The sequence below is a fragment of the Frigoribacterium salinisoli genome (genome assembly GCF_054781095.1).
On sequence record NZ_BAAGVB010000002.1, the window covers coordinates 361,432 to 378,592 of the forward strand.

Sequence of the window (17,161 nt, forward strand, 5' to 3'; positions counted from 1 at the left end):
GTGGCGGACGGGCGGACGGCGGGCACGCGCCCGCGGGTGGGCGGTCAGGACGGCGACGGGGAGCCCAGGAAGGGCGACGAGGTGGCGTGGCCCGCCTGCGTCACGCCCTCGCGGCGGACGACCACGCGGACGGTCCGCAGGAGCACGACCAGGTCGAGGGCCAGCGACCGGCGTTCGACGTACTCGACGTCGAGGGCGAGCCGGTCCTCCCAGGAGAGGGCGTTGCGCCCCGACACCTGCGCGAGGCCGGTGAGGCCCGGGCGCACCTCGAGCCGTCGGGCCTGGTGGGGCGTCCAGAGCCCGACGTAGGCCAGGGGGAGGGGGCGTGGGCCGACCATGCTCATCTCCCCGCGGAGGACGTTGAGCAGGCCGGGCAGCTCGTCGAGGCTCGTCGACCGGAGCACGCGCCCGAACCGGGTGAGCCGCTGCTCGTCGGTGACGACGCCGCGCTGCCGGTCGACGGGCAGCATGCTCCGGAACTTGAGCATCGTGAAGGGCCGACCGTGCTGCCCCGCGCGCACCTGCCGGAACAGGACGGGCCGCCCGAGGGCCAGGGCGACGACGACGGCCACGAGGAGCGCGACGGGGAGGGCCGCGACGGCGACCAGGAGCGCGACCGTGACGTCCAGGGCGCGTCGGGCCGCTGCTCGGACGTGCTCAGCGCGCACGCCCGAGCTCCTCGACGAGCGCGTCCACGACGCGCTCGCGGTCGTCGCCGCGCAGCGTCGAGCCGCTGGGCAGGCAGAGCCCCCGGGCGAAGAGGTCGTCGGCCGCGCCCGTCACGACCGAACGGTGGCGACGGAAGGCCGGCTGCCGGTGCAGGGGGGCCCACGCTCGGCGGGTCTCGATGCCGCGCCGGTCGAGGGCCCGCAGGAGGGCGCTCGGGGTCGTGCCGGTCCCGGGGTCGACGAGCACGGTCGTGAGCCAGCAGTTGTCGCCCTCGTCGTCGTGCCCGCCCAGCAGCTCGACGCCGTCCAGGCCGTCGACGGCCTCCCGGTAGCGCTCGCGCGTCGCGCGTCGACGGGCGAGGAACCCGTCGAGCCGCGTGAGCTGGACGCGACCGACGGCGGACAGGACGTTGCTGAGCCGGTGGTTGAAGCCCGGCTCGTCGTGCAGGTAGTGGTCGGCGGGCCGTCGCGCCTGCGCCGCGAGGTGCCGTGCGCGGTGGGCGAGCGCGTCGTCGTCGGTGAGCAGGGCGCCGCCGCCGGACGTGCTGACGATCTTGTTGCCGTTGAAGGACACGGCGGCCGCCCGGCCCACGGCGGCGCCGTCGACGCCGCCGCGCCGGGAGCCGAGCGACTCGGCCGCGTCGGAGACGACGACCAGGTCGAGCTCCCGGGCGAGGGGGAGCAGGCGTTCGTGGGCCGTGACGCGGCCGTAGACGTCCACGGGGACGACGGCGCTGACGCGTGCTCCACCGCCCCGTGCGCGTCGCACGGCGTCGCCGAGCAGCCCGAGGTCGAGGTCGCCCGTCCGCGGGTCGCAGTCGAGCAGGAGCGGCTCGGCCCCCGCGAGGAGGACCGCGTTGACGGTGGCCGCGAACGTGAACGTGGCCGTCACGACGAGGTCGCCCGGGCGGACCCCGGCGGCGACGAGGCCGAGGTGCAGCGCCGCGGTGCCGGAGGAGCAGGCGACGGCGTGCCGACGGCCCACGCGCGCGGCGAGGTCGTGCTCGAACCCGGCGACGTCCGGCCCCGACGGGGCGAACCAGCCGCTCGTGACGGCCTCGGCGGCGGCCCCCGCCTCGAGGGGCCCGACGTCGGCGGGGCTGAGGAGGATCCGCGACGGACCGGTGCCGGAACGGTCCACCGTCGCGGTGGCCGCCGAGGTGGCCCGCTGCGCGGACGTCGCGGAGGGGGTGGGAGCGGGCATGGAGGCCTCTCGATCGGTCGAGCGGGTGCACGGGAGGACGGGCGTGACAGATCCGAGTATCGCACGTAGCATTTCACGCTGTCGCCACTCGAACGAAAGGCACCCCTCCGTGACCCCCACCCCCCTCCGCGTCGTCGTCCTCGGCCAGGGCTACGTCGGCCTGCCCCTCGCGCTGCGGGCCGCCGAGGTCGGCCACGCCGTCGTCGGCGTCGACGTCGACCCCCGCCGCGCCGACGACCTCGCCGCCGGTCGCTCGTACGTCGGCGACGTGCCCGACGAACGCCTCGTCGCCGCCCTCGTCTCGGGTCGCTACCGTGCGACCGACGACGTGCGCACGGCCGGCCCCTTCGACGTCGTGGTCGTCACGGTCCCCACGCCCCTGCGCGAGACCCTCCCCGACCTGCGCTTCGTCGAGTCCGCGGCCACGGCCCTCGCGCCGCTGGTGCGGCCGGGCAGCACCGTCGTGCTCGAGTCGACGACGTCCCCGGGCACCACGGCGGAGGTGCTGGTCCCGCTCCTCGAGTCGGGGTCGGGGCTCCGGGCCGGGGCGGACTTCTCGGTCGGCTACAGCCCCGAGCGCATCGACCCCGGCAACGTCCGCTGGACCTTCGAGACGACGCCGAAGATCGTGTCGGGCATCGACGCGCTGTCGCTCGAGCGGGTCTCGAGGTTCTACGAGGGCCTCGTCGACACCGTCGTCCCGGTCAGCGGCACGCGCGAGGCGGAGCTCGCCAAGCTCCTCGAGAACACCTTCCGGCACGTCAACATCGCCCTCGTCAACGAGCTCGCGATGGCCGCCCACGAGCTCGGCGTCGACGCCCGCGAGGCCATCGAGGCGGCGGGGACCAAGCCCTTCGGGTTCATGAAGTTCCTCCCGGGGCCGGGCGTCGGCGGGCACTGCCTGCCCGTCGACCCGACCTACCTGTCCTGGGAGGTCCGACGCAAGCTCGGGCGCCCCTTCCGCTTCGTCGAGCTCGCCAACGAGGTGAACGAGGGCATGCCCGCGCACGTCGTGGAGCGCGCCGAGGCCCTGCTCAACGACCGCTCCACGGCGGTGCGCGGCGCCCGCGTCCTCATCGTGGGGCTGACCTACAAGCCCGACACGTCCGACGCGCGGGAGTCGCCCGCGCTCCGTGTCGCCGAGCTGCTCCGGCTCAAGGGCGCCCGGGTCTGCGCCGTGGACCCGTTCGTCACCGCCGCGGACTGGCCCGTCGGGGTCGATCGGGTCGAGTCCACGACCGCGGCACGTGACGCCGACCTCGCCATCGTGCTCACGCCGCACTCACAGCTCGACCTCACGCCGCTCGAGGGCTGCCAGGTGCTCGACACCCGGGGCGTGGTGGGGCTCCGTGAGGCCGTGCGCCTCTGAGGCGCCGTGCGGCGCTCCCGCGTCCGGCGCGGGGCCGGGCCGTCCGAGGGGTCAGAAGATCATCGGCCGGTCGTCGTCGAGCTCGGTGTCGAGCTCGAGGTCGACGACGACGGGCACGTGGTCGCTGGGGGCGTCGCCCTTGCGCTCCTCGCGGTCGATGCGGGCGTGCACGACGAGGTCGGCGAAGGCGTCCGAGCCCATCACGAAGTCGATGCGCATCCCCTCGTCCCGCGGGAACCTCAACTGCTTGTAGTCCCAGTAGGTGTAGCCCTCGGGCACGAGGGGGCGCACGACGTCCTGCAGGCCCGCGCGCTCGAAGGCGGCGAAGGCGTCGCGCTCCGGCTGGCTGACGTGGGTGGAGCCCTCGAAGAGGCGCACGTCCCAGACGTCCCGGTCGAGCGGTGCGACGTTCCAGTCGCCCATCAGGGCGAGCGGCTGCTCGGGGCGCTCGGCGAGCCACTGCTCGGTCTCGCGGGCGAGGGCGGCCAGCCAGTCGAGCTTGTAGGCGTAGTGCGGGTCGCCGAGCTCGCGGCCGTTCGGCACGTAGAGGCTCCAGAGGCGCACGCCCTCGACCGTGACGCCGATCGCGCGGGCCTCCTTGGGCTGGTCCGGGCCCTCCTGCCCCTTGGCGAAGCCGGGCTGGGTCGGGAACGTGATCTCGACCTCCTCCATCGGCAGGCGGCTCGCGAAGGCGACGCCGTTCCACTGGCTGAGGCCGTGCAGCTCGACGTCGTACCCGGCCTCGCGGAACGCCTCGAACGGGAACTGCTCGGGCTTGCACTTGATCTCCTGCATGCCGAGCACGTCGACGTCCTCGCGGACCAGCCAGTCGACGATCCGCCCGGCTCGGGCACGGACGGAGTTGACGTTCCAGGTCGCGACGCGCATCCCTCCACGGTACCCGGGGCCACCGGTCCCCCGGGCGGTCACCGCGCCTCCTGTGGGCACGGCGTCCTCCGCGGACATCGCGTTCGACACGGTCGCCGCCGACCGTGTAGACAGACGGACATGTCAGATGCTGATGACAGAGGACCGGTCGCCGGGTCGACCAGCACCTACCACCGGCGGTCGGACGTGCCGCCCGCCCGCATCGAGCCGCTGTGCCCGGGGCCGGAGAGCGTCGACGTGCGACTGACCAGGCTCGCCCTGCTCGGCCCCGCCCGCTACGAGGACTTCTTCTTCCCGCCGGCGAGCTGGACCGAGCTCGAGGAGCGCACCAGCCGGCACCGGCGCGAGGCGGCCGTCGAGAGCGCGCGCCGGGGCGAGCCGGACCAGACCTGAGCGAGGACCGGCACCGCGCACCGTGCTCGCCTAGCATGGACGACTGTGACCGACGCCCGTGAGCAGCTCATCTCGTCCATCCGCGACCTCGCCGTTTTCCACGGCGACTTCACCCTGACGAGCGGCAAGAAGGCCAGCTACTACGTCGACCTCCGCCGGGTCAGCCTCGACCACCGCGTGGCCCCGCTCATCGGGCAGGTCATGGTCGACCTCATCGCCGACGTGCCCGACGTGTCCGCGGTCGGCGGGCTGACCATGGGCGCCGACCCCATCGCCTCGGCCGTCCTCCACCAGGGCGTCGCGCTCGGCCGCAGCTACGACGCGTTCGTCGTGCGCAAGGAGCCCAAGGACCACGGCCGCGGTCGGCAGGTCGAGGGACCGGACCTGCAGGGCAAGCGCGTCGTCGTGCTCGAGGACACCTCCACCACCGGCGGCTCGCCGCTCGCCGCCGCCAAGGCCCTCGAGGCGGTCGGTGCCGAGATCGCCGCCGTCGCCGTCGTGGTCGACCGTGCCACCGGCGCCCGCGAGGCCATCGAGGCGGCCGGGTACCCCTACCTCGCCGCGGTCTCCCTCGCCGATCTGGGGCTCGAGCCGTGACCGACCGCCGCGACGACGGCCCCGACGGTCCGGTCGACGACCCGACCGGGTGGCTCGGCGCGCAGTTCGGTGACGACCCCGCGGAGGTGAACGATCCCACTGAGGCCGACGATCCCGCGGAGGCCGACGTCGCGGCGGAGGACGGACGCGGGTCCGACGACGGTGCCCTCCAGGACCGTGCGACCGAGGAGCGCGTGCCCGAGGAGGACGGTGCGACCCCGACCGCGGTCCTCCCGGCGGCCGTGCGGCCCGCGGGCTCCGTCCCGTCCCCTGCTGCTGGTCCCGCTCCTGCGTCCGCGCCCGAGGGCGACGCCGAGGCACAGGAGGCGCGCGACGAGCCCGACGCGGACGTCGTCCCTCGCACGCCCGCCTTCCCGACCTTCGTGCCGCCGCCGCCGGTCGACGCCCCGCCGCGTGCCGACGGGCATCCCCAGGCGCTCGACCTCCGTGCGCTGCGCGCCGCGGCCGCCGGGCCCTCGGCGCCCGCGACCGGAGCCGAGGCGCCGTCCACGCCGGCCGTGCCGACCGGACGCGTCGTGCCGGCCGAGACCGCCGCGCCGTCCGAGCGCGAGCCGGTCCTCGGCGACGGGCGCCGGTCCGACGCGGACGCGGCTGCGCCCGCCCACGAGGACGACTCCCGTCAGGAGGCCGTGGACCGCGACGAGGACCAGCCGGCCGAGCCGGGCCCGTTCACGGCCCTGCTCCTGACCCCCGCCGCCGCTGCGCCCAGCGCGTTCGACTGGCAGAAGCTCGGGGCGTCGTCGTCGCCGCCGGAGGCGGGGGACGGGGCGACGTCCGGCGAGCGCCCGACGGCGGGTGCCGAGCAGGACGCGGACGCGGCCGTGGACGCTGGCCGGGGCACGAGCCCGGACCACGAGGCGACCGCCGGCGAGCCGCAGCAGGACCGCACCGCCGTCGACTCGCCCGCGACGGCGGTCCTCCCCGTCGCCGCGCCCGAGGGGCCCGAGGTCCCGCAGGCCCCCGTGCCGGCCGTCGCGAGCGAGGTGGACGCCCCCGTCGGCGACGTGCCGGTCGTGGAGGCCGAGCTGATCGAGCCGGAGCACGGCGTCGGCCTGGGCGGTCGCGCCAAGGCTCCTGACCCCGACGTCGAACTCGTCGTGGAGCCGGAGCCGGAGCCGGAGCCGGAGCGGCAGCCGGAGGTGGAACCGGAGCCGGAGCCGGAGCCGGAGCCGGAGCCGACGGCGACGACCTCGCGGGCAGAGGGCGCGGACCTCGTGCCGGAGGCCGTCCCGTCCAGCGCCGACGGTGCCGCCGCCGACCCCTGGTGGGTGACCGAGCACCGGGAGATGACGCGACGCGAGCGCCGTCTCGCGGAGGCTGCCGGACTGCCCGTCCCGCCCGCCGCCGCGGCGCCTCCGGTGAGCCCGCCGTCCCCGTCCGAGCCGCAGGGCGTGGCCGGGCCCGCCCGCGACGACGCGGAGCCCCCGAGGGCGTCCGACAGCTGGTCCCTCAGCGGCGACGCCGAAGCTGGCGACGCCGTGGACGCTCCTGCCGCGGACGCCGTGCCCGCGGCTCCCGAGATCGACGAGGTGCCTGCTGCACGCGAGGTCGAGGAGGGCGCGGCGACGGACGTCGACGAGGCGTCACCCGGACGACAGGTCGACGGGGGCCGCCCGTCGACCTCGCTGCCCGCCGCGTGGCCGTTCCTCGCGGGAGCGGGTGCTGCTGCTGCCAGCGCCGGTGCCGCCGGCGCGCCCGGTGCGACGGCGGCGCCCCGCGACGGTGGTCCGACCTTCACCGAGATCCTCGGCGTGGTCGGTGCCGACCCCACGCCCCGGGACCAGCCGACGACCTCCGTGGCGGGGGAGCCGCCCGCCTCGGCGCCCGCTCCTGCCCACGGTGGTCCCGAGGACGAGCCCGCCCACGCGGAGCGGGTCGACGTGGAGCGGGTCGACGTGGAGCCGGTCGAGGCCGAGCCGGTCGAGGCCGAGCGTGCACACGTGGAGCCCGCCGAGCCCGAGCCCGAGCCCGAGCTCGAGCACGACGACCTGGCCGAGGACCCCGACCTCGCCGTCGACCCCGACCCGGTCGACGACGCCCACCTCCTCGTCGGACCGGCCGCCGCTGGCGACGAGGACCTCGCCGCCGACCCGGACCTGATCGACGACCCGGACCTGACCGACGACCGGGACGTGGTCGACGACCCTGACCTCGCCGACGACCCTGACCTCGCCGACGACCCGGACCTCCTGCCCGGTGGGGACGCGCCGACGGCCGCCTTCGCCGCTCCCGTCTCGGCCGCCGCCGCTCCCGCCGCGGCCTCCGCCCCCGAGACGGCCACGTCGGTGCTGCCGGCCCTCGCCGCCGCGGACCGCCCCCGCGTGACGACGCCCGAGGCCGACGCCCTGCCGGGCGTGACCGCCGCGGCCGGACCCGCCACGGCCTCCGGCCCGGTGCGCGGCCCCGGGGGACCGGCTGCGCCGAGCGCACCCGGCGAGACGCCCCCGCCGGGGACCGACGGCTCGGGCCGGGAGGGCATCGCGGGCTGGTCGCGGGGCCGCAAGGTGCTGCTGGGCGTCGGCGCGGCCGTGGTCGTGCTGCTCGCCCTCGTGGCGCTGTTCTTCCTCGCGCGGGGCTTCCGGCTCGACGCCGCGGAGGCGGCGAGCGCTCCGGCTGCGACCGCGGACGCCGGGGCTGCCCGTGCCGCCGAGCCGCTGCCGACGGTGACGCGCACCGTGACCGCCGAGCCCGCGGCGCCGGTCGAGGAGCCCGCCGCCGAGGGGCCGCTGCCCGTGGGCACGCACGCGTGGCAGGACCTGCAGGGCGGGGAGTGCCTCGCGGCCTTCCCGGACGCCTGGCAGCAGGAGTACGAGGTCGTCGACTGCGCCCAGCCGCACGCCGCCCAGCTCACGACGCTGCTCACGCTCGAGGGCGACGCCGCGAGCACCTGGCCCGGCGAGGAGGCCCTGCGGTCGCAGGTGGCCGCCCGGTGCTCGACCGGGGAGGCCCTCGACCGTTCGGCGGCGGGCGCGTACCGCGACGTGCTGCTCTCGGCCAGCTGGCCGGCCTCGGACGAGGAGTGGTCGGCGGGCTCCCGCGGCTACGCCTGCTTCGTCAGCCGCGACGCCGGGCAGGCGTTCACCACGAGCCTCGCGCCCGCCGCGGGCTGAGCCCGGACCGGCCGTGGCGTCCCGTGCGCCCGAGCGCCGGCCGGGCCGCCCCGCTCAGAGCTCGGTCTCGACCGGCTCGGCGCGCACGAGCTCGTGCACGCCGCTGAGGACCTCGCTCGGGCGGAACGGGTAGCGGTCGATCTCGGCCTGGTCGCTGATGCCCGTCATCACGAGGATCGTGTGCAGGCCCGCCTCGATGCCCGCGATGATGTCGGTGTCCATGCGGTCGCCGATCATGGCCGTGTTCTCGCTGTGCGCCCCGATGCGGTTCATCGCCGAACGGAACATCATCGGGTTCGGCTTGCCCACGACGTAGGGGTCCTTGCCGGTGACCTTCGTGATCATGGCGGCGATGGCACCGGTCGCGGGCAGCACGCCCTCGGCGCTCGGGCCCGTCGCGTCCGGGTTCGTCACGATGAAGCGGGCGCCGCCGAGAATGAGCCGGGCCGCCTTGGTGATCGCCTCGAAGGAGTAGTTGCGGGTCTCGCCCACGACGACGAAGTCGGGATCGGACTCGGTCATGATGAAGCCCGCCTCGTGCAGGGCCGTGGTCATGCCCGCCTCGCCGATGACGAACGCCGAGCCGCCCGGCATCTGCTGCGCGCAGAAGTCGGCGGTGGCGAGCGCGCTCGTCCAGATGCGGTCCTCCGGCACCGTGATGCCCGACGAGCGCAGCCGCGCGCTGAGGTCGCGCGGAGTGAAGATCGAGTTGTTCGTGAGGACGAGGAACGGCGTGCCCTCGTCCTCCCACTGCTGCAGCAGTGCCGCGGCACCCGGCAGGGCCTGGTTCTCGTGCACGAGCACGCCGTCCATGTCGGTGAGCCAGCACTCGATCTCGTCGCGGGGAGCCATGGCCGCCACTGTACCCATCGCCGGACGCCGTGACCTTGCGGTCGGAGCATGCAGAACGTAGCATTCCACGTACCCGCGCTCCGTCGACAGTGAGCGCCGCCCCGAAGGAGCCCGATGGACGCCGACGCCTTCCTCGCCCTCGCGCACGACCTCCTCGACGCCCGGCCCGGCAGCCTCGGCCTCGACGACCGCCTCGAGGACATCGGCTGGGACTCCCTCGCCGACGTGGAGCTCATCGCGCACCTCGACGTCGACCACGGCACGGTCGTCGACCCCCGCCGACTCGACGACTGCACCGACCTGCGCGAGGTGCTCGCGCTGACGCGCCGACCGTGAGCACCGGTGTGCGGCTCGTCCTCGCGGGAGCGGGCGGAGCGGGTCGCGAGGTCGCCGAGCTCGTGCGCACGTCGCCCCGCTGGGTCGTGCAGAACCGGGTCGTCGACGTCGTCCTCCTCGACGACGCTCCCGCGCCGGGCGTCGAGGTGGCCGGTGGCATCGCCGACCACGTGCCGCGCGAGGGCGACGTGCACCTCTGCACCCTGGGCGACCCCGGGGCCCGGCGGCGCGTGGCCGAGATCCTCCGCGCACGCGGTGCGCGCTTCGCCACGTTCGTCGACGACCGGGCCCTGGTGCTGCCGAGCGCGACGCTCGGCGAGGGGACCGTCGTCTACCCCCAGGTCGTGGTGACCAGCGACGTCAGGGTCGGTCGGCACGCCTGGATCAGCACGGCCGCGGTGCTCGGCCACGACGCGTCGCTCGGCGACCACGTCACGGTCAGCGGGTCCGCCCAGGTGCTCGGCGGCGCGCGCGTGGGCGACGGGAGCCACGTCGCCTGCTCGGCGGTCGTCCTGCCCGGCTGCCGCGTCGGACGTGACGCGGTCGTCGGCGCCGGCTCCGTGGCGCTGCGCCGCGTGCCCGACTCGACGACCGTCTTCGGCGTGCCCGGTCGACCGGTCCACCGACGGGCTCCCTGACCCGGGCCCGGCGCCCGCCCGGTCGCCGCCACGGGCTCTCGTCCCCTCCGCCCGCACCGGCTCGTCCCGTCCGTCCCTCTCCCAGGAGTCCCATGCCCCCGCTCCGGCACGCCGCCCTCGGGCCCATCGCCACCCACCTGCCCGCATCCACCGTCGACGACGACGACCTGGCGGCCCACTTCCCGCCGGCGAGCATCGCCGCGCTCGCGGGCAAGACCGGCGTGCACCGCCGCCACGTCGTGTCCGAGGGCGAGACCGCGTCCGACCTCGCGGTCGCCGCGGCCGAGCGCCTCTTCGCCGAGCACGGGGTCGACCGGGCGGCCATCGACCAGGTCCTGCTGGTCACGCAGAGCCCGGACTTCGCGATGCCCGCGACGTCGTGCCTCGTGCAGGACCGCCTGGGCCTGTCGACGTCCGTCGGCGCCCTCGACGTCGGGCAGGGCTGCTCGGGGTGGGTGTCCGGGCTCGGCCTGGCCACCGCGCTCGTCGAGGCGGGGCAGGCCGAGACCGTGCTGCTGCTCACCGCCGACACCCTCAGCCGCTACGTGCACCGCGACGACCGCCCCCTGCGCGTCCTCTTCGGCGACGGAGCGGCGGCGACCCTCGTCCACGCGGGCGCGAGCCGGCCGAGGCTGCGCGGCTTCTCCTACGGCACCGACGGCTCGGGGGCCCGCCACCTGATCGTGCCCGCGGGCGGGCTCGCCGATCCTGCCCGGATCGCACCGGAGGCGACGGCCGAGGCGCGGGGGCTGACGTCGAACGGCCGCGACATGCACATGGCCGGTGCCGAGGTCCTCGCCTTCACGCTGCGGGTCGTGCCGCGGGTCGTCGAGGAGTCCCTCGCCCGGGCGGGGACCACCCTCGACGAGATCGACCTCGTCGTCCTGCACCAGGCGAACGAGTTCCTGCTCGAGACGCTGCGGCTCAAGCTCGGCGTGCCCGCCGAGAAGTTCGTCGTGGCGCTGGCCGAGACCGGCAACACGACCTCGTCGAGCATCCCCTTCGCGCTCGAGGCAGCCCGTGCGGACGGGCGCGCACGACCCGGCACGCGCGTGCTCGTCGTCGGGTTCGGCGTCGGCCTCTCCTGGGCCGCCGCCGTGGTCGACCTCTAGGGCGCGCCGTGCGCATCGTCTACCTGCACCAGTACTACCTCACGCCCGAGCAGAACGGGGGCGTCCGTTCGCACCAGTTCGCCACGGCGCTCGCCCGTCGCGGGCACGACGTGCACGTCGTGTCGGCGACGACGCCGGCCTCCTGCGTCGTCGGCGGCGACCGTGGCCACGGGCCGGGGACGACCGTCGCCGACGGCCTCACCGTGCACAGGCTCGCCGTCGACTACGACCCCGCCATGGGCGACGCCCGCCGCATGCTCGCCTTCGCCTCGTTCGCGGTCCGCTCGACGCGGCTCGCCCGGCGGCTCCGGGGCGACGCGGTCGTGGCGTCGAGCACCCCGCTCACCATCGCCCTGCCGGGGATCGCGGCCACCGCGGGGCGGCGCAGCCCGCTCGTGTTCGAGGTGCGCGACTCCTGGCCGGAGGTGCCCCTCGCGCTCGGATCGCTGAGGAACCCCCTCCTCCGTGGTGCCGCACTGCTCCTCGAGCGCGCCGCGTACCGGGCCTCCTCGACCGTCGTCGCCCTCTCGCCGGGCATGGCGGACTCGGTCCGCCGCACCGGCCACCCGGCCGACCGTCTCGAGGTGGTGCCCAACATCAGCGACGTGGACCGCTTCGACCCCGCGCGGGCCGACGCCGACGCCTTCCTCTCGCACCACCCCCACCTGCGTGGCCGACGGCTCGTCGTCTACTGCGGCACCCTCGGCCGCGCGAACGACCTCACCCGGGTCGTGCCCGTCGCGCGCGCCCTCCACGACCGCGGCAGCGACATCACGATCGTGCTGGTGGGCACCGGTCCGGACCGGGAGCGCGTCGAGGCTGCGGCCCGGCGCGCAGGCGTCCTCGGCAGTTCGGTCGTCCTCGTGGACCCCGTCCGGAAGGCGGACCTCCCCGACGTCTACGCCGCGTCCGCGCTGGCCTTGAGCTGCACGGCGGACGTCCCGGCGCTCGCGGCGAACAGCGCCAACAAGTTCTTCGACGCGTTGGCCGCGCACCGGCCCGTGGCGACGACGTACGGCGGCTGGCAGGCCGAGGTCCTCGCCGAGACCGGGGCGGGCTTCCGTCTTCCGCGGGACCCGGCTCGGGCCGCCGATGAGCTCGTCGCGTTCCTCGACGACGACGCGCGCACGCGGGCCGCACGCGCGGCCGCCGGCCGGCTCGCCCGTGAGCGCTACTCGCTCGAGCTCCTGTCGCGCCGGTTCTGCGACATCGTCGAGCGCGACGCCCGCGCGGCGGGGACCGCCGACGGGCCCGCCACGGACGGGCCCGGCACGGACGGGCCCGGCACGGACGGGCCCGGCACGGACGGGCCGACCACCGACGGACCCGGCTCCCACGGTGGGGGCCCGGACCACCCCGCCACCGGGGTCAGCGTCGTGCCGACGCCGTGACCGTGAACTTCGGCGTGCGCGACACCTGGCGCGTCGGACCGACGACGCGCTCGAGCGTCGGGCGGTAGCCGAGGTGCGAGTTGTACACCGTCCACAGCTCGCCGCCGGGGCGCAGGAGGCGCGCGGCCGCCGCGAACAGGCGCTCCGCCAGGCCGGTGTGCACGGCGGCGCCGACGTGGAACGGCGGGTTGAGCAGTACGAGATCGGCGGACCCGTCGGGCAGCGCGTCCCCCGCATCGGCGCGCACCACGGCCACGCGCCCGGCGACGCCGTTCGCCACGGCGGTCGCGCGGGCCGAGGCGACCGCGGCGGCGGACTGGTCGGTGGCGGTGACCCGGGCCTCCTGCCGCTGCAGCGCGACGGAGGTCGCGAGCACGCCCGTCCCGCAGCCGAGGTCGACGACGTCGCGGGCGGCGGGCAGGGCGCCGCCCAGCACGGCGAGCAGGGCCCGGGTGCCGATGTCGATCGCCGTGCCCGCGAAGGCGGCTCCGTGCGCCACGACCGTGAGACCGAGGTCGTCGTGCCGGGCCTGGCGGGGCCACTCGACGACGACGCCCGGCCGGGGGCCGGCCGCGTGCAGGGCGCGCGACTTCTGCCGGGCGAGCGACGCCCGCACCTCGCCGAACGACCGCGCGAGCACGTCGTTCATGCCGGTCGTCAGGTGCTTGACCCGGCCACCGGCGACGAGCACGACCTCAGGATGCGCGTGCGCGGCCACGAGGGACGCGAGCTCGTCGAGCGCGTCCAGGCTCCGCGGCAGCTGCAGCAGCACCACGCGTGCACCGGCCACGAGCGAGGGGTCGAGGTCGTGCTGCGTCCACGCGGTGCCGGGGGCGGCGCCGCCGAGCAGCCGCTCCGCGTTGCGGGCGAGGGCGCGCTCGCCGACCAGGGTGTCCTGGTGCACGCGCGGTCGCACGGCCCCGAGGTGGTCGATCGCTCCGAGCGTGAGGGCGCCGTGGTGGTCGCCCAGGACGGCGACGTCGGCGGGGTGCGCGCGCACGGCCTCCTGCGCCTCGTCGAGGACCAGCCGGTCGGTCGCGTCGACGGCGAACAGGTTCGGCGCCTCGACGTCGGGCGCGCGGCGGAGGTCGTCGAGGTCGAGCACGACGCCGAGCCTACGGGGCCGGTGCGGCGCGGTCCGCCGGGGTGAGGCGCGGCGCGGCGGGGCACGCCGGGCCGAGCCCGGCCGGACCGGGTCGCCCGGAGCCGGGCGGGTCGCCTCGGGGCGGGTCGGGTCGCGAGCCAGTTCCCTGACCGGGAACCAGGCAAGAGACTGGTTCGGCGGCAGAACGCTGGTTCCCTCGCGGCTAGCGGTCGGCGGCCAGCGGGCGGCGGCGCTACAGCCGGGCGCGGCGGGCGCGGACGAACTGGAAGACGCCGTACGCGACGAGGCCCACGGCCACGACGACGAGCAGCGCGACGCCGAACGGCACCCCGGCCAGCGCCTTCAGGGCACCGTCGATGCCCGTGGCCTCGCTGGGGTCGGCCTGCAGCGCGGCGACGACGAAGAGCGCCCCGACGAGCACGAGGACGACGCCCTTGGCGACGTAGCCGACGACGCCGAGCCCCACGACGACGCGCCCCTGCCTGCCGCCGGGCACGACGAGGTCCTCGCGGAACTTCTGGCGGGCCCCCTTGACGACGAAGTAGCCGCCGATCGCGACGACCGCGAGGCCGAGGACGACGAGCAGGGCGACGCCGCCGGGAGCTCCCAGCAAGCGGGCGCTGAGGGTCTGCGTCTGCTCGGAGCTGTCGGTCGAGCCGCCGCGGGCCACCGTGAAGGCGGTCACGCCGACGGCGAGGTAGGCGATGCCCTTGCCGCCCTCCTTGGCCCGTTCCGCCCAGTCGTCGCGGTCGGTGCCGCGTACGAGCGCGGCCTCGAGCAGCTGGAACAGGCCGAGGCCCCAGAGCCCGACGACGATCACCCAGAGCAGGGCGGCGCCTGCGGGGTGCCCGGCGAGCTGTCCGAGCGCACCGCCCTGGTCGGCCTCGCCGCCACCGCCGCGGGCGATGCCGAGCGCGATCACGCCGATCAGCACGTGCAGGAGGCCGTTGACGGCGTAGCCGACGCGGGCCGCGGTCCGCAGGGGGCGGCTGTGCTGCACGCGGGCGGCAGCGCCGCGGGCCTGGTCGGTGGTGTCCGTCATGCGGGCCACGCTAGCGGCGGGAGCTCGGGCGGGTGCGCCGAGGGCGGTCGACCGGCGCGGTCCGCCTCCGACGGACCGGCCCGTGCCGCGCGCCGTCCGGCCGTGCTGCGCGCCGACCGCCCGGTCCGCGCCGTTCTACCGCTGGGGGCGCCAGACGACGAGCGCGGTCTGTCGACGGGGGCGGGTGCCGTGGCGGAGCGGCTCGACGCCTCCTGCCGGGCCCGCGGCGAAGACGCGTGCACCGGGGCGCTTGGTGATCTCGTCGGCGAGGGCGGTCTCGAGCTCGCGGACGCGCTGCTGCAGGGCGGTGACGGAGTTCTCGAGCTCGAGGATCCGCTTGATGCCCTCGAGCGAGACGCCCTCGCCGCCGAGGCGCGCGACCTCGCGCAGCTGCACGACGTCGCGCATCGAGTACCGCCGCGAACCGCCCCGGGTGCGGGTGGGCACGACGAGGCCGAGGCGGTCGTACTGCCGCAGGGTCTGGGCGTGCATGCCCGCGAGCTCGGACGCCGCGGTGACCGCGAAGATCGGCGAGTTCTCGTCGAGCGGCTGGTCGGCGCTGCTGGTGTCGGTCATCGTCTGCACCTCCTGCGGGCGGGTGGGGCCGGATGCGGTGGTCCGAGGGGGAGCGGGGCACGAGGGCCCTCGCCCCGGCTCAGCGGCGAGCGCGGTCGATCAGGTCGGCTCGGGGGTCCTCGGCGGGGAGCGCGGCCGCGAGGGCCTCGACGGCTTCACGGGCCTTGTCGCTGAGGTGCGAGGGGACGGCGACCTGGACGGTGGCGAGCAGGTCGCCCGTGCCCTCCTTCGTGGCGACGCCCCGCCCCTTGACGCGGAGCACGCGCCCGGAGGGCGTGCCCGGGGCGACCCGGAGCCGCACGGGGTCGCCGCCCAGCGTGGGCACCTCGATCGTGGCACCGAGCGCGGCCTCGGCGAAGGTGACCGGGACGTCGACGCGGAGGTTCTTGCCGTCGCGCTCGAACACGGGGTGCGGCCTCACCGAGACGGTGAGCACCATGTCGCCGGGCTCCCCGCCGTCGTGGCTGGGTTCGCCCCGACCGCGGAGACGGATCTTCTGCCCGTCGGAGACGCCGGCCGGGATCCGCACCTTCATCGGCTTGCCGTCGGACTGCTGCAGCGTGACGGTCTCACCGGTGATCGCGGTCTGGAAGTCCAGGGTCGTCGTGGCCGTGACGTCGCGGCCCTTGGCGGGGCCGCCGAAGCCGCGGAAGCCTCCTGAGGTCTGGCCGAAGCCGCCGCCGCCGAACATGCCGCCGAAGATGTCGTCGAAGCCGCCGCCGCCCTGCTGGTACCGGACGCGCTGGCCACCGGGGCCTCCTGCTCCGCCGCCGAACATGCCGCCGAAGACGTCCTCGAAGCCGCCGCCGGCGCCTCCTGGGCCGCCGCTGCCGGCCGTGAACCGGGCGCCGTTGCCCATGGCGCGGATCTGGTCGTACTCGCGGCGCTGCTCGGGGTCGCTGAGGACGCTGTGCGCCTCGCTGACCTCCTTGAACTTCGCCTCGGCCGCGGCGTCGCCGGGGTTGGAGTCGGGGTGGTACTTGCGGGCGAGCTTGCGGTAGACCTTCTTGAGGTCGGCGGGCGTGACGTCCTTGGAGACGCCGAGGATCGCGTAGAAGTCCTTGTCGAACCAGTCCTGGCTAGCCACGCGGCACCTCCTCTCGTGCTGTGCGCGGTCGACGTGCGGCCGACCGGGGAACGTGGGGGGAGGCGGCGGCCCCTCGGAGGGGGCCGCCGCCGGTGCGGCTCGCGCCGCGGGTGCTGCTACTGCGGGGTGTGCACCGCGACCTTGGCGGCACGGACGACCCGGTCGCCGAGCGCGTAGCCCGGCTCGATGACGTCGGCCACGGTGTTGACCGTGACGTCGGCGCTGGGCAGCTGGACGAGCGCGTCGTGCTTGGTGGGGTCGAAGACGTCGCCCTTCGCGCCGACCGTGACGAGCCCGAACTTGTCGAGCCCCCCGCGGATCTTCTGCGCGATGACGGTCATCGGCCCCTCGGCGAGGTCGCCGTGCTGCTCGGCCCGGGCGAGGTCGTCCAGGGCGGGCAGGAGGCTCCGGACGACCTCGGCGACGACGGCCTCGCGGTTCGCCTCGCGGTCGCGCTCCACGCGCCTCCGGAAGTTCACGAGCTCGGCCTGCGCCCGGAGCATGTCCTGGCGCATCTCGCCGACGAGGTCGCGCTCGGCCTCGCCGAGGATCGCCTCGTCCTCGGCGCTGAGCTGCGCGGCCGCCTCGGCCGCGCCCTCCGGCGCCTCGGCGTCGCTGGACACCTCGACGTCGGGGGCCTCGGCCTCGATCAGCTCCTCGGGCTCGGTGACGTCGGCCGTGCCGCCGTCCTCCGACGGGGTGGCCGCCTCGGGACGGGGCTCGGCGGACTCGTCGCGCGGGTCGTGCTGGTGGTTCTCCGTCACGGTCTCCC

Annotated in this window: 17 protein-coding genes; 8 read left to right on the forward strand and 9 right to left on the reverse strand. The window is 76.0% G+C overall.

What is annotated here, in order from left to right; genetic code table 11:
- Window positions 1-44: 44 nt before the first annotated feature.
- Complete coding sequence (locus ACYVHQ_RS07610) at window positions 45-668, reverse strand: sugar transferase (RefSeq protein ID WP_460511701.1); 624 nt, start codon at window positions 666-668, stop codon at window positions 45-47.
- Window positions 658-1,872 carry an aminotransferase class I/II-fold pyridoxal phosphate-dependent enzyme gene (locus tag ACYVHQ_RS07615; protein WP_460511703.1) on the reverse strand — a complete coding sequence of 405 codons (1,215 nt, stop codon included), beginning with the start codon at window positions 1,870-1,872 and terminating at the stop codon, window positions 658-660. The genes ACYVHQ_RS07610 and ACYVHQ_RS07615 overlap by 11 nt, the downstream gene beginning before the upstream one ends.
- Before the next feature lie 109 nt (window positions 1,873-1,981).
- Here ACYVHQ_RS07615 and ACYVHQ_RS07620 point away from each other — a divergent pair, with 109 nt between their 5' ends.
- Entirely contained in the window at window positions 1,982-3,241 is a 1,260-nt protein-coding gene (locus tag ACYVHQ_RS07620; RefSeq protein ID WP_460511705.1) for a nucleotide sugar dehydrogenase, read from the forward strand.
- Between the two features lie 51 nt (window positions 3,242-3,292).
- Here ACYVHQ_RS07620 and ACYVHQ_RS07625 read toward each other — a convergent pair whose 3' ends face one another.
- Complete coding sequence (locus ACYVHQ_RS07625) at window positions 3,293-4,129, reverse strand: exodeoxyribonuclease III (protein WP_460511706.1); 837 nt, start codon at window positions 4,127-4,129, stop codon at window positions 3,293-3,295.
- A gap of 120 nt (window positions 4,130-4,249) precedes the next feature.
- Between ACYVHQ_RS07625 and ACYVHQ_RS07630 the strand changes: the two genes are divergently transcribed.
- Genes ACYVHQ_RS07630 through ACYVHQ_RS07640 form a run of 3 tightly spaced genes read left to right on the forward strand, consistent with a single transcriptional unit; the run spans window position 4,250 to window position 8,250 of the window.
- Window positions 4,250-4,522, forward strand: a complete 273-nt coding sequence (locus ACYVHQ_RS07630; RefSeq protein ID WP_460511708.1) for a hypothetical protein — start codon at window positions 4,250-4,252, stop codon at window positions 4,520-4,522.
- 45 nt (window positions 4,523-4,567) lie between these two features.
- Window positions 4,568-5,119 carry an orotate phosphoribosyltransferase gene (pyrE, locus tag ACYVHQ_RS07635; RefSeq protein ID WP_460511710.1) on the forward strand — a complete coding sequence of 184 codons (552 nt, stop codon included), beginning with the start codon at window positions 4,568-4,570 and terminating at the stop codon, window positions 5,117-5,119.
- A complete protein-coding gene (locus ACYVHQ_RS07640; RefSeq protein ID WP_460511711.1) occupies window positions 5,116-8,250 on the forward strand; it encodes a septum formation family protein in 3,135 nt (1,044 codons plus the stop codon). The genes pyrE and ACYVHQ_RS07640 overlap by 4 nt, the downstream gene beginning before the upstream one ends.
- A 54-nt stretch (window positions 8,251-8,304) precedes the next feature.
- Here the strand turns inward: ACYVHQ_RS07640 and ACYVHQ_RS07645 are convergent, their stop codons facing one another.
- Window positions 8,305-9,102, reverse strand: coding sequence for an HAD-IIA family hydrolase (locus ACYVHQ_RS07645; RefSeq protein WP_460511712.1), 798 nt, complete (start codon window positions 9,100-9,102; stop codon window positions 8,305-8,307).
- Between the two features lie 114 nt (window positions 9,103-9,216).
- On the opposite strand from ACYVHQ_RS07645, the gene ACYVHQ_RS07650 reads away from it, so the two are divergent.
- From ACYVHQ_RS07650 to ACYVHQ_RS07665, 4 genes are all read left to right on the forward strand, one after another.
- Window positions 9,217-9,438, forward strand: coding sequence for an acyl carrier protein (locus ACYVHQ_RS07650; RefSeq protein ID WP_460511714.1), 222 nt, complete (start codon window positions 9,217-9,219; stop codon window positions 9,436-9,438).
- Window positions 9,435-10,076 carry an acetyltransferase gene (locus tag ACYVHQ_RS07655; RefSeq protein ID WP_460511716.1) on the forward strand — a complete coding sequence of 214 codons (642 nt, stop codon included), beginning with the start codon at window positions 9,435-9,437 and terminating at the stop codon, window positions 10,074-10,076. The genes ACYVHQ_RS07650 and ACYVHQ_RS07655 overlap by 4 nt, the downstream gene beginning before the upstream one ends.
- A 92-nt stretch (window positions 10,077-10,168) precedes the next feature.
- Window positions 10,169-11,188: a ketoacyl-ACP synthase III gene (locus ACYVHQ_RS07660; RefSeq protein WP_460511717.1), complete on the forward strand. Its 1,020-nt coding sequence runs from the start codon at window positions 10,169-10,171 to the stop codon at window positions 11,186-11,188.
- 8 nt (window positions 11,189-11,196) lie between these two features.
- Window positions 11,197-12,579 (forward strand): glycosyltransferase family 4 protein, encoded by a 1,383-nt coding sequence (locus ACYVHQ_RS07665; protein ID WP_460511719.1) that lies wholly within the window; start codon window positions 11,197-11,199, stop codon window positions 12,577-12,579.
- Here ACYVHQ_RS07665 and ACYVHQ_RS07670 read toward each other — a convergent pair.
- From ACYVHQ_RS07670 to ACYVHQ_RS07690, 5 genes are all read right to left on the reverse strand, one after another.
- A complete protein-coding gene (locus ACYVHQ_RS07670) occupies window positions 12,557-13,684 on the reverse strand; it encodes a class I SAM-dependent methyltransferase (RefSeq protein ID WP_460511721.1) in 1,128 nt (375 codons plus the stop codon). The two genes, ACYVHQ_RS07665 and ACYVHQ_RS07670, sit on opposite strands and share 23 nt — an antisense overlap.
- Before the next feature lie 232 nt (window positions 13,685-13,916).
- Complete coding sequence (locus tag ACYVHQ_RS07675; RefSeq protein WP_460511723.1) at window positions 13,917-14,726, reverse strand: DUF1206 domain-containing protein; 810 nt, start codon at window positions 14,724-14,726, stop codon at window positions 13,917-13,919.
- 135 nt (window positions 14,727-14,861) lie between these two features.
- On the reverse strand, window positions 14,862-15,302 hold the full coding sequence (locus ACYVHQ_RS07680) for a heat shock protein transcriptional repressor HspR (protein ID WP_460511725.1): 441 nt from the start codon (window positions 15,300-15,302) through the stop codon (window positions 14,862-14,864).
- Window positions 15,303-15,381: 79 nt separating this feature from the next.
- The gene (locus ACYVHQ_RS07685; protein WP_460511726.1) at window positions 15,382-16,389 is read right to left on the reverse strand and encodes a DnaJ C-terminal domain-containing protein; all 1,008 of its coding nucleotides are present in this window, start codon (window positions 16,387-16,389) and stop codon (window positions 15,382-15,384) included.
- A gap of 116 nt (window positions 16,390-16,505) precedes the next feature.
- Window positions 16,506-17,153, reverse strand: coding sequence for a nucleotide exchange factor GrpE (locus ACYVHQ_RS07690; protein ID WP_460511728.1), 648 nt, complete (start codon window positions 17,151-17,153; stop codon window positions 16,506-16,508).
- Window positions 17,154-17,161: the final 8 nt, after the last annotated feature.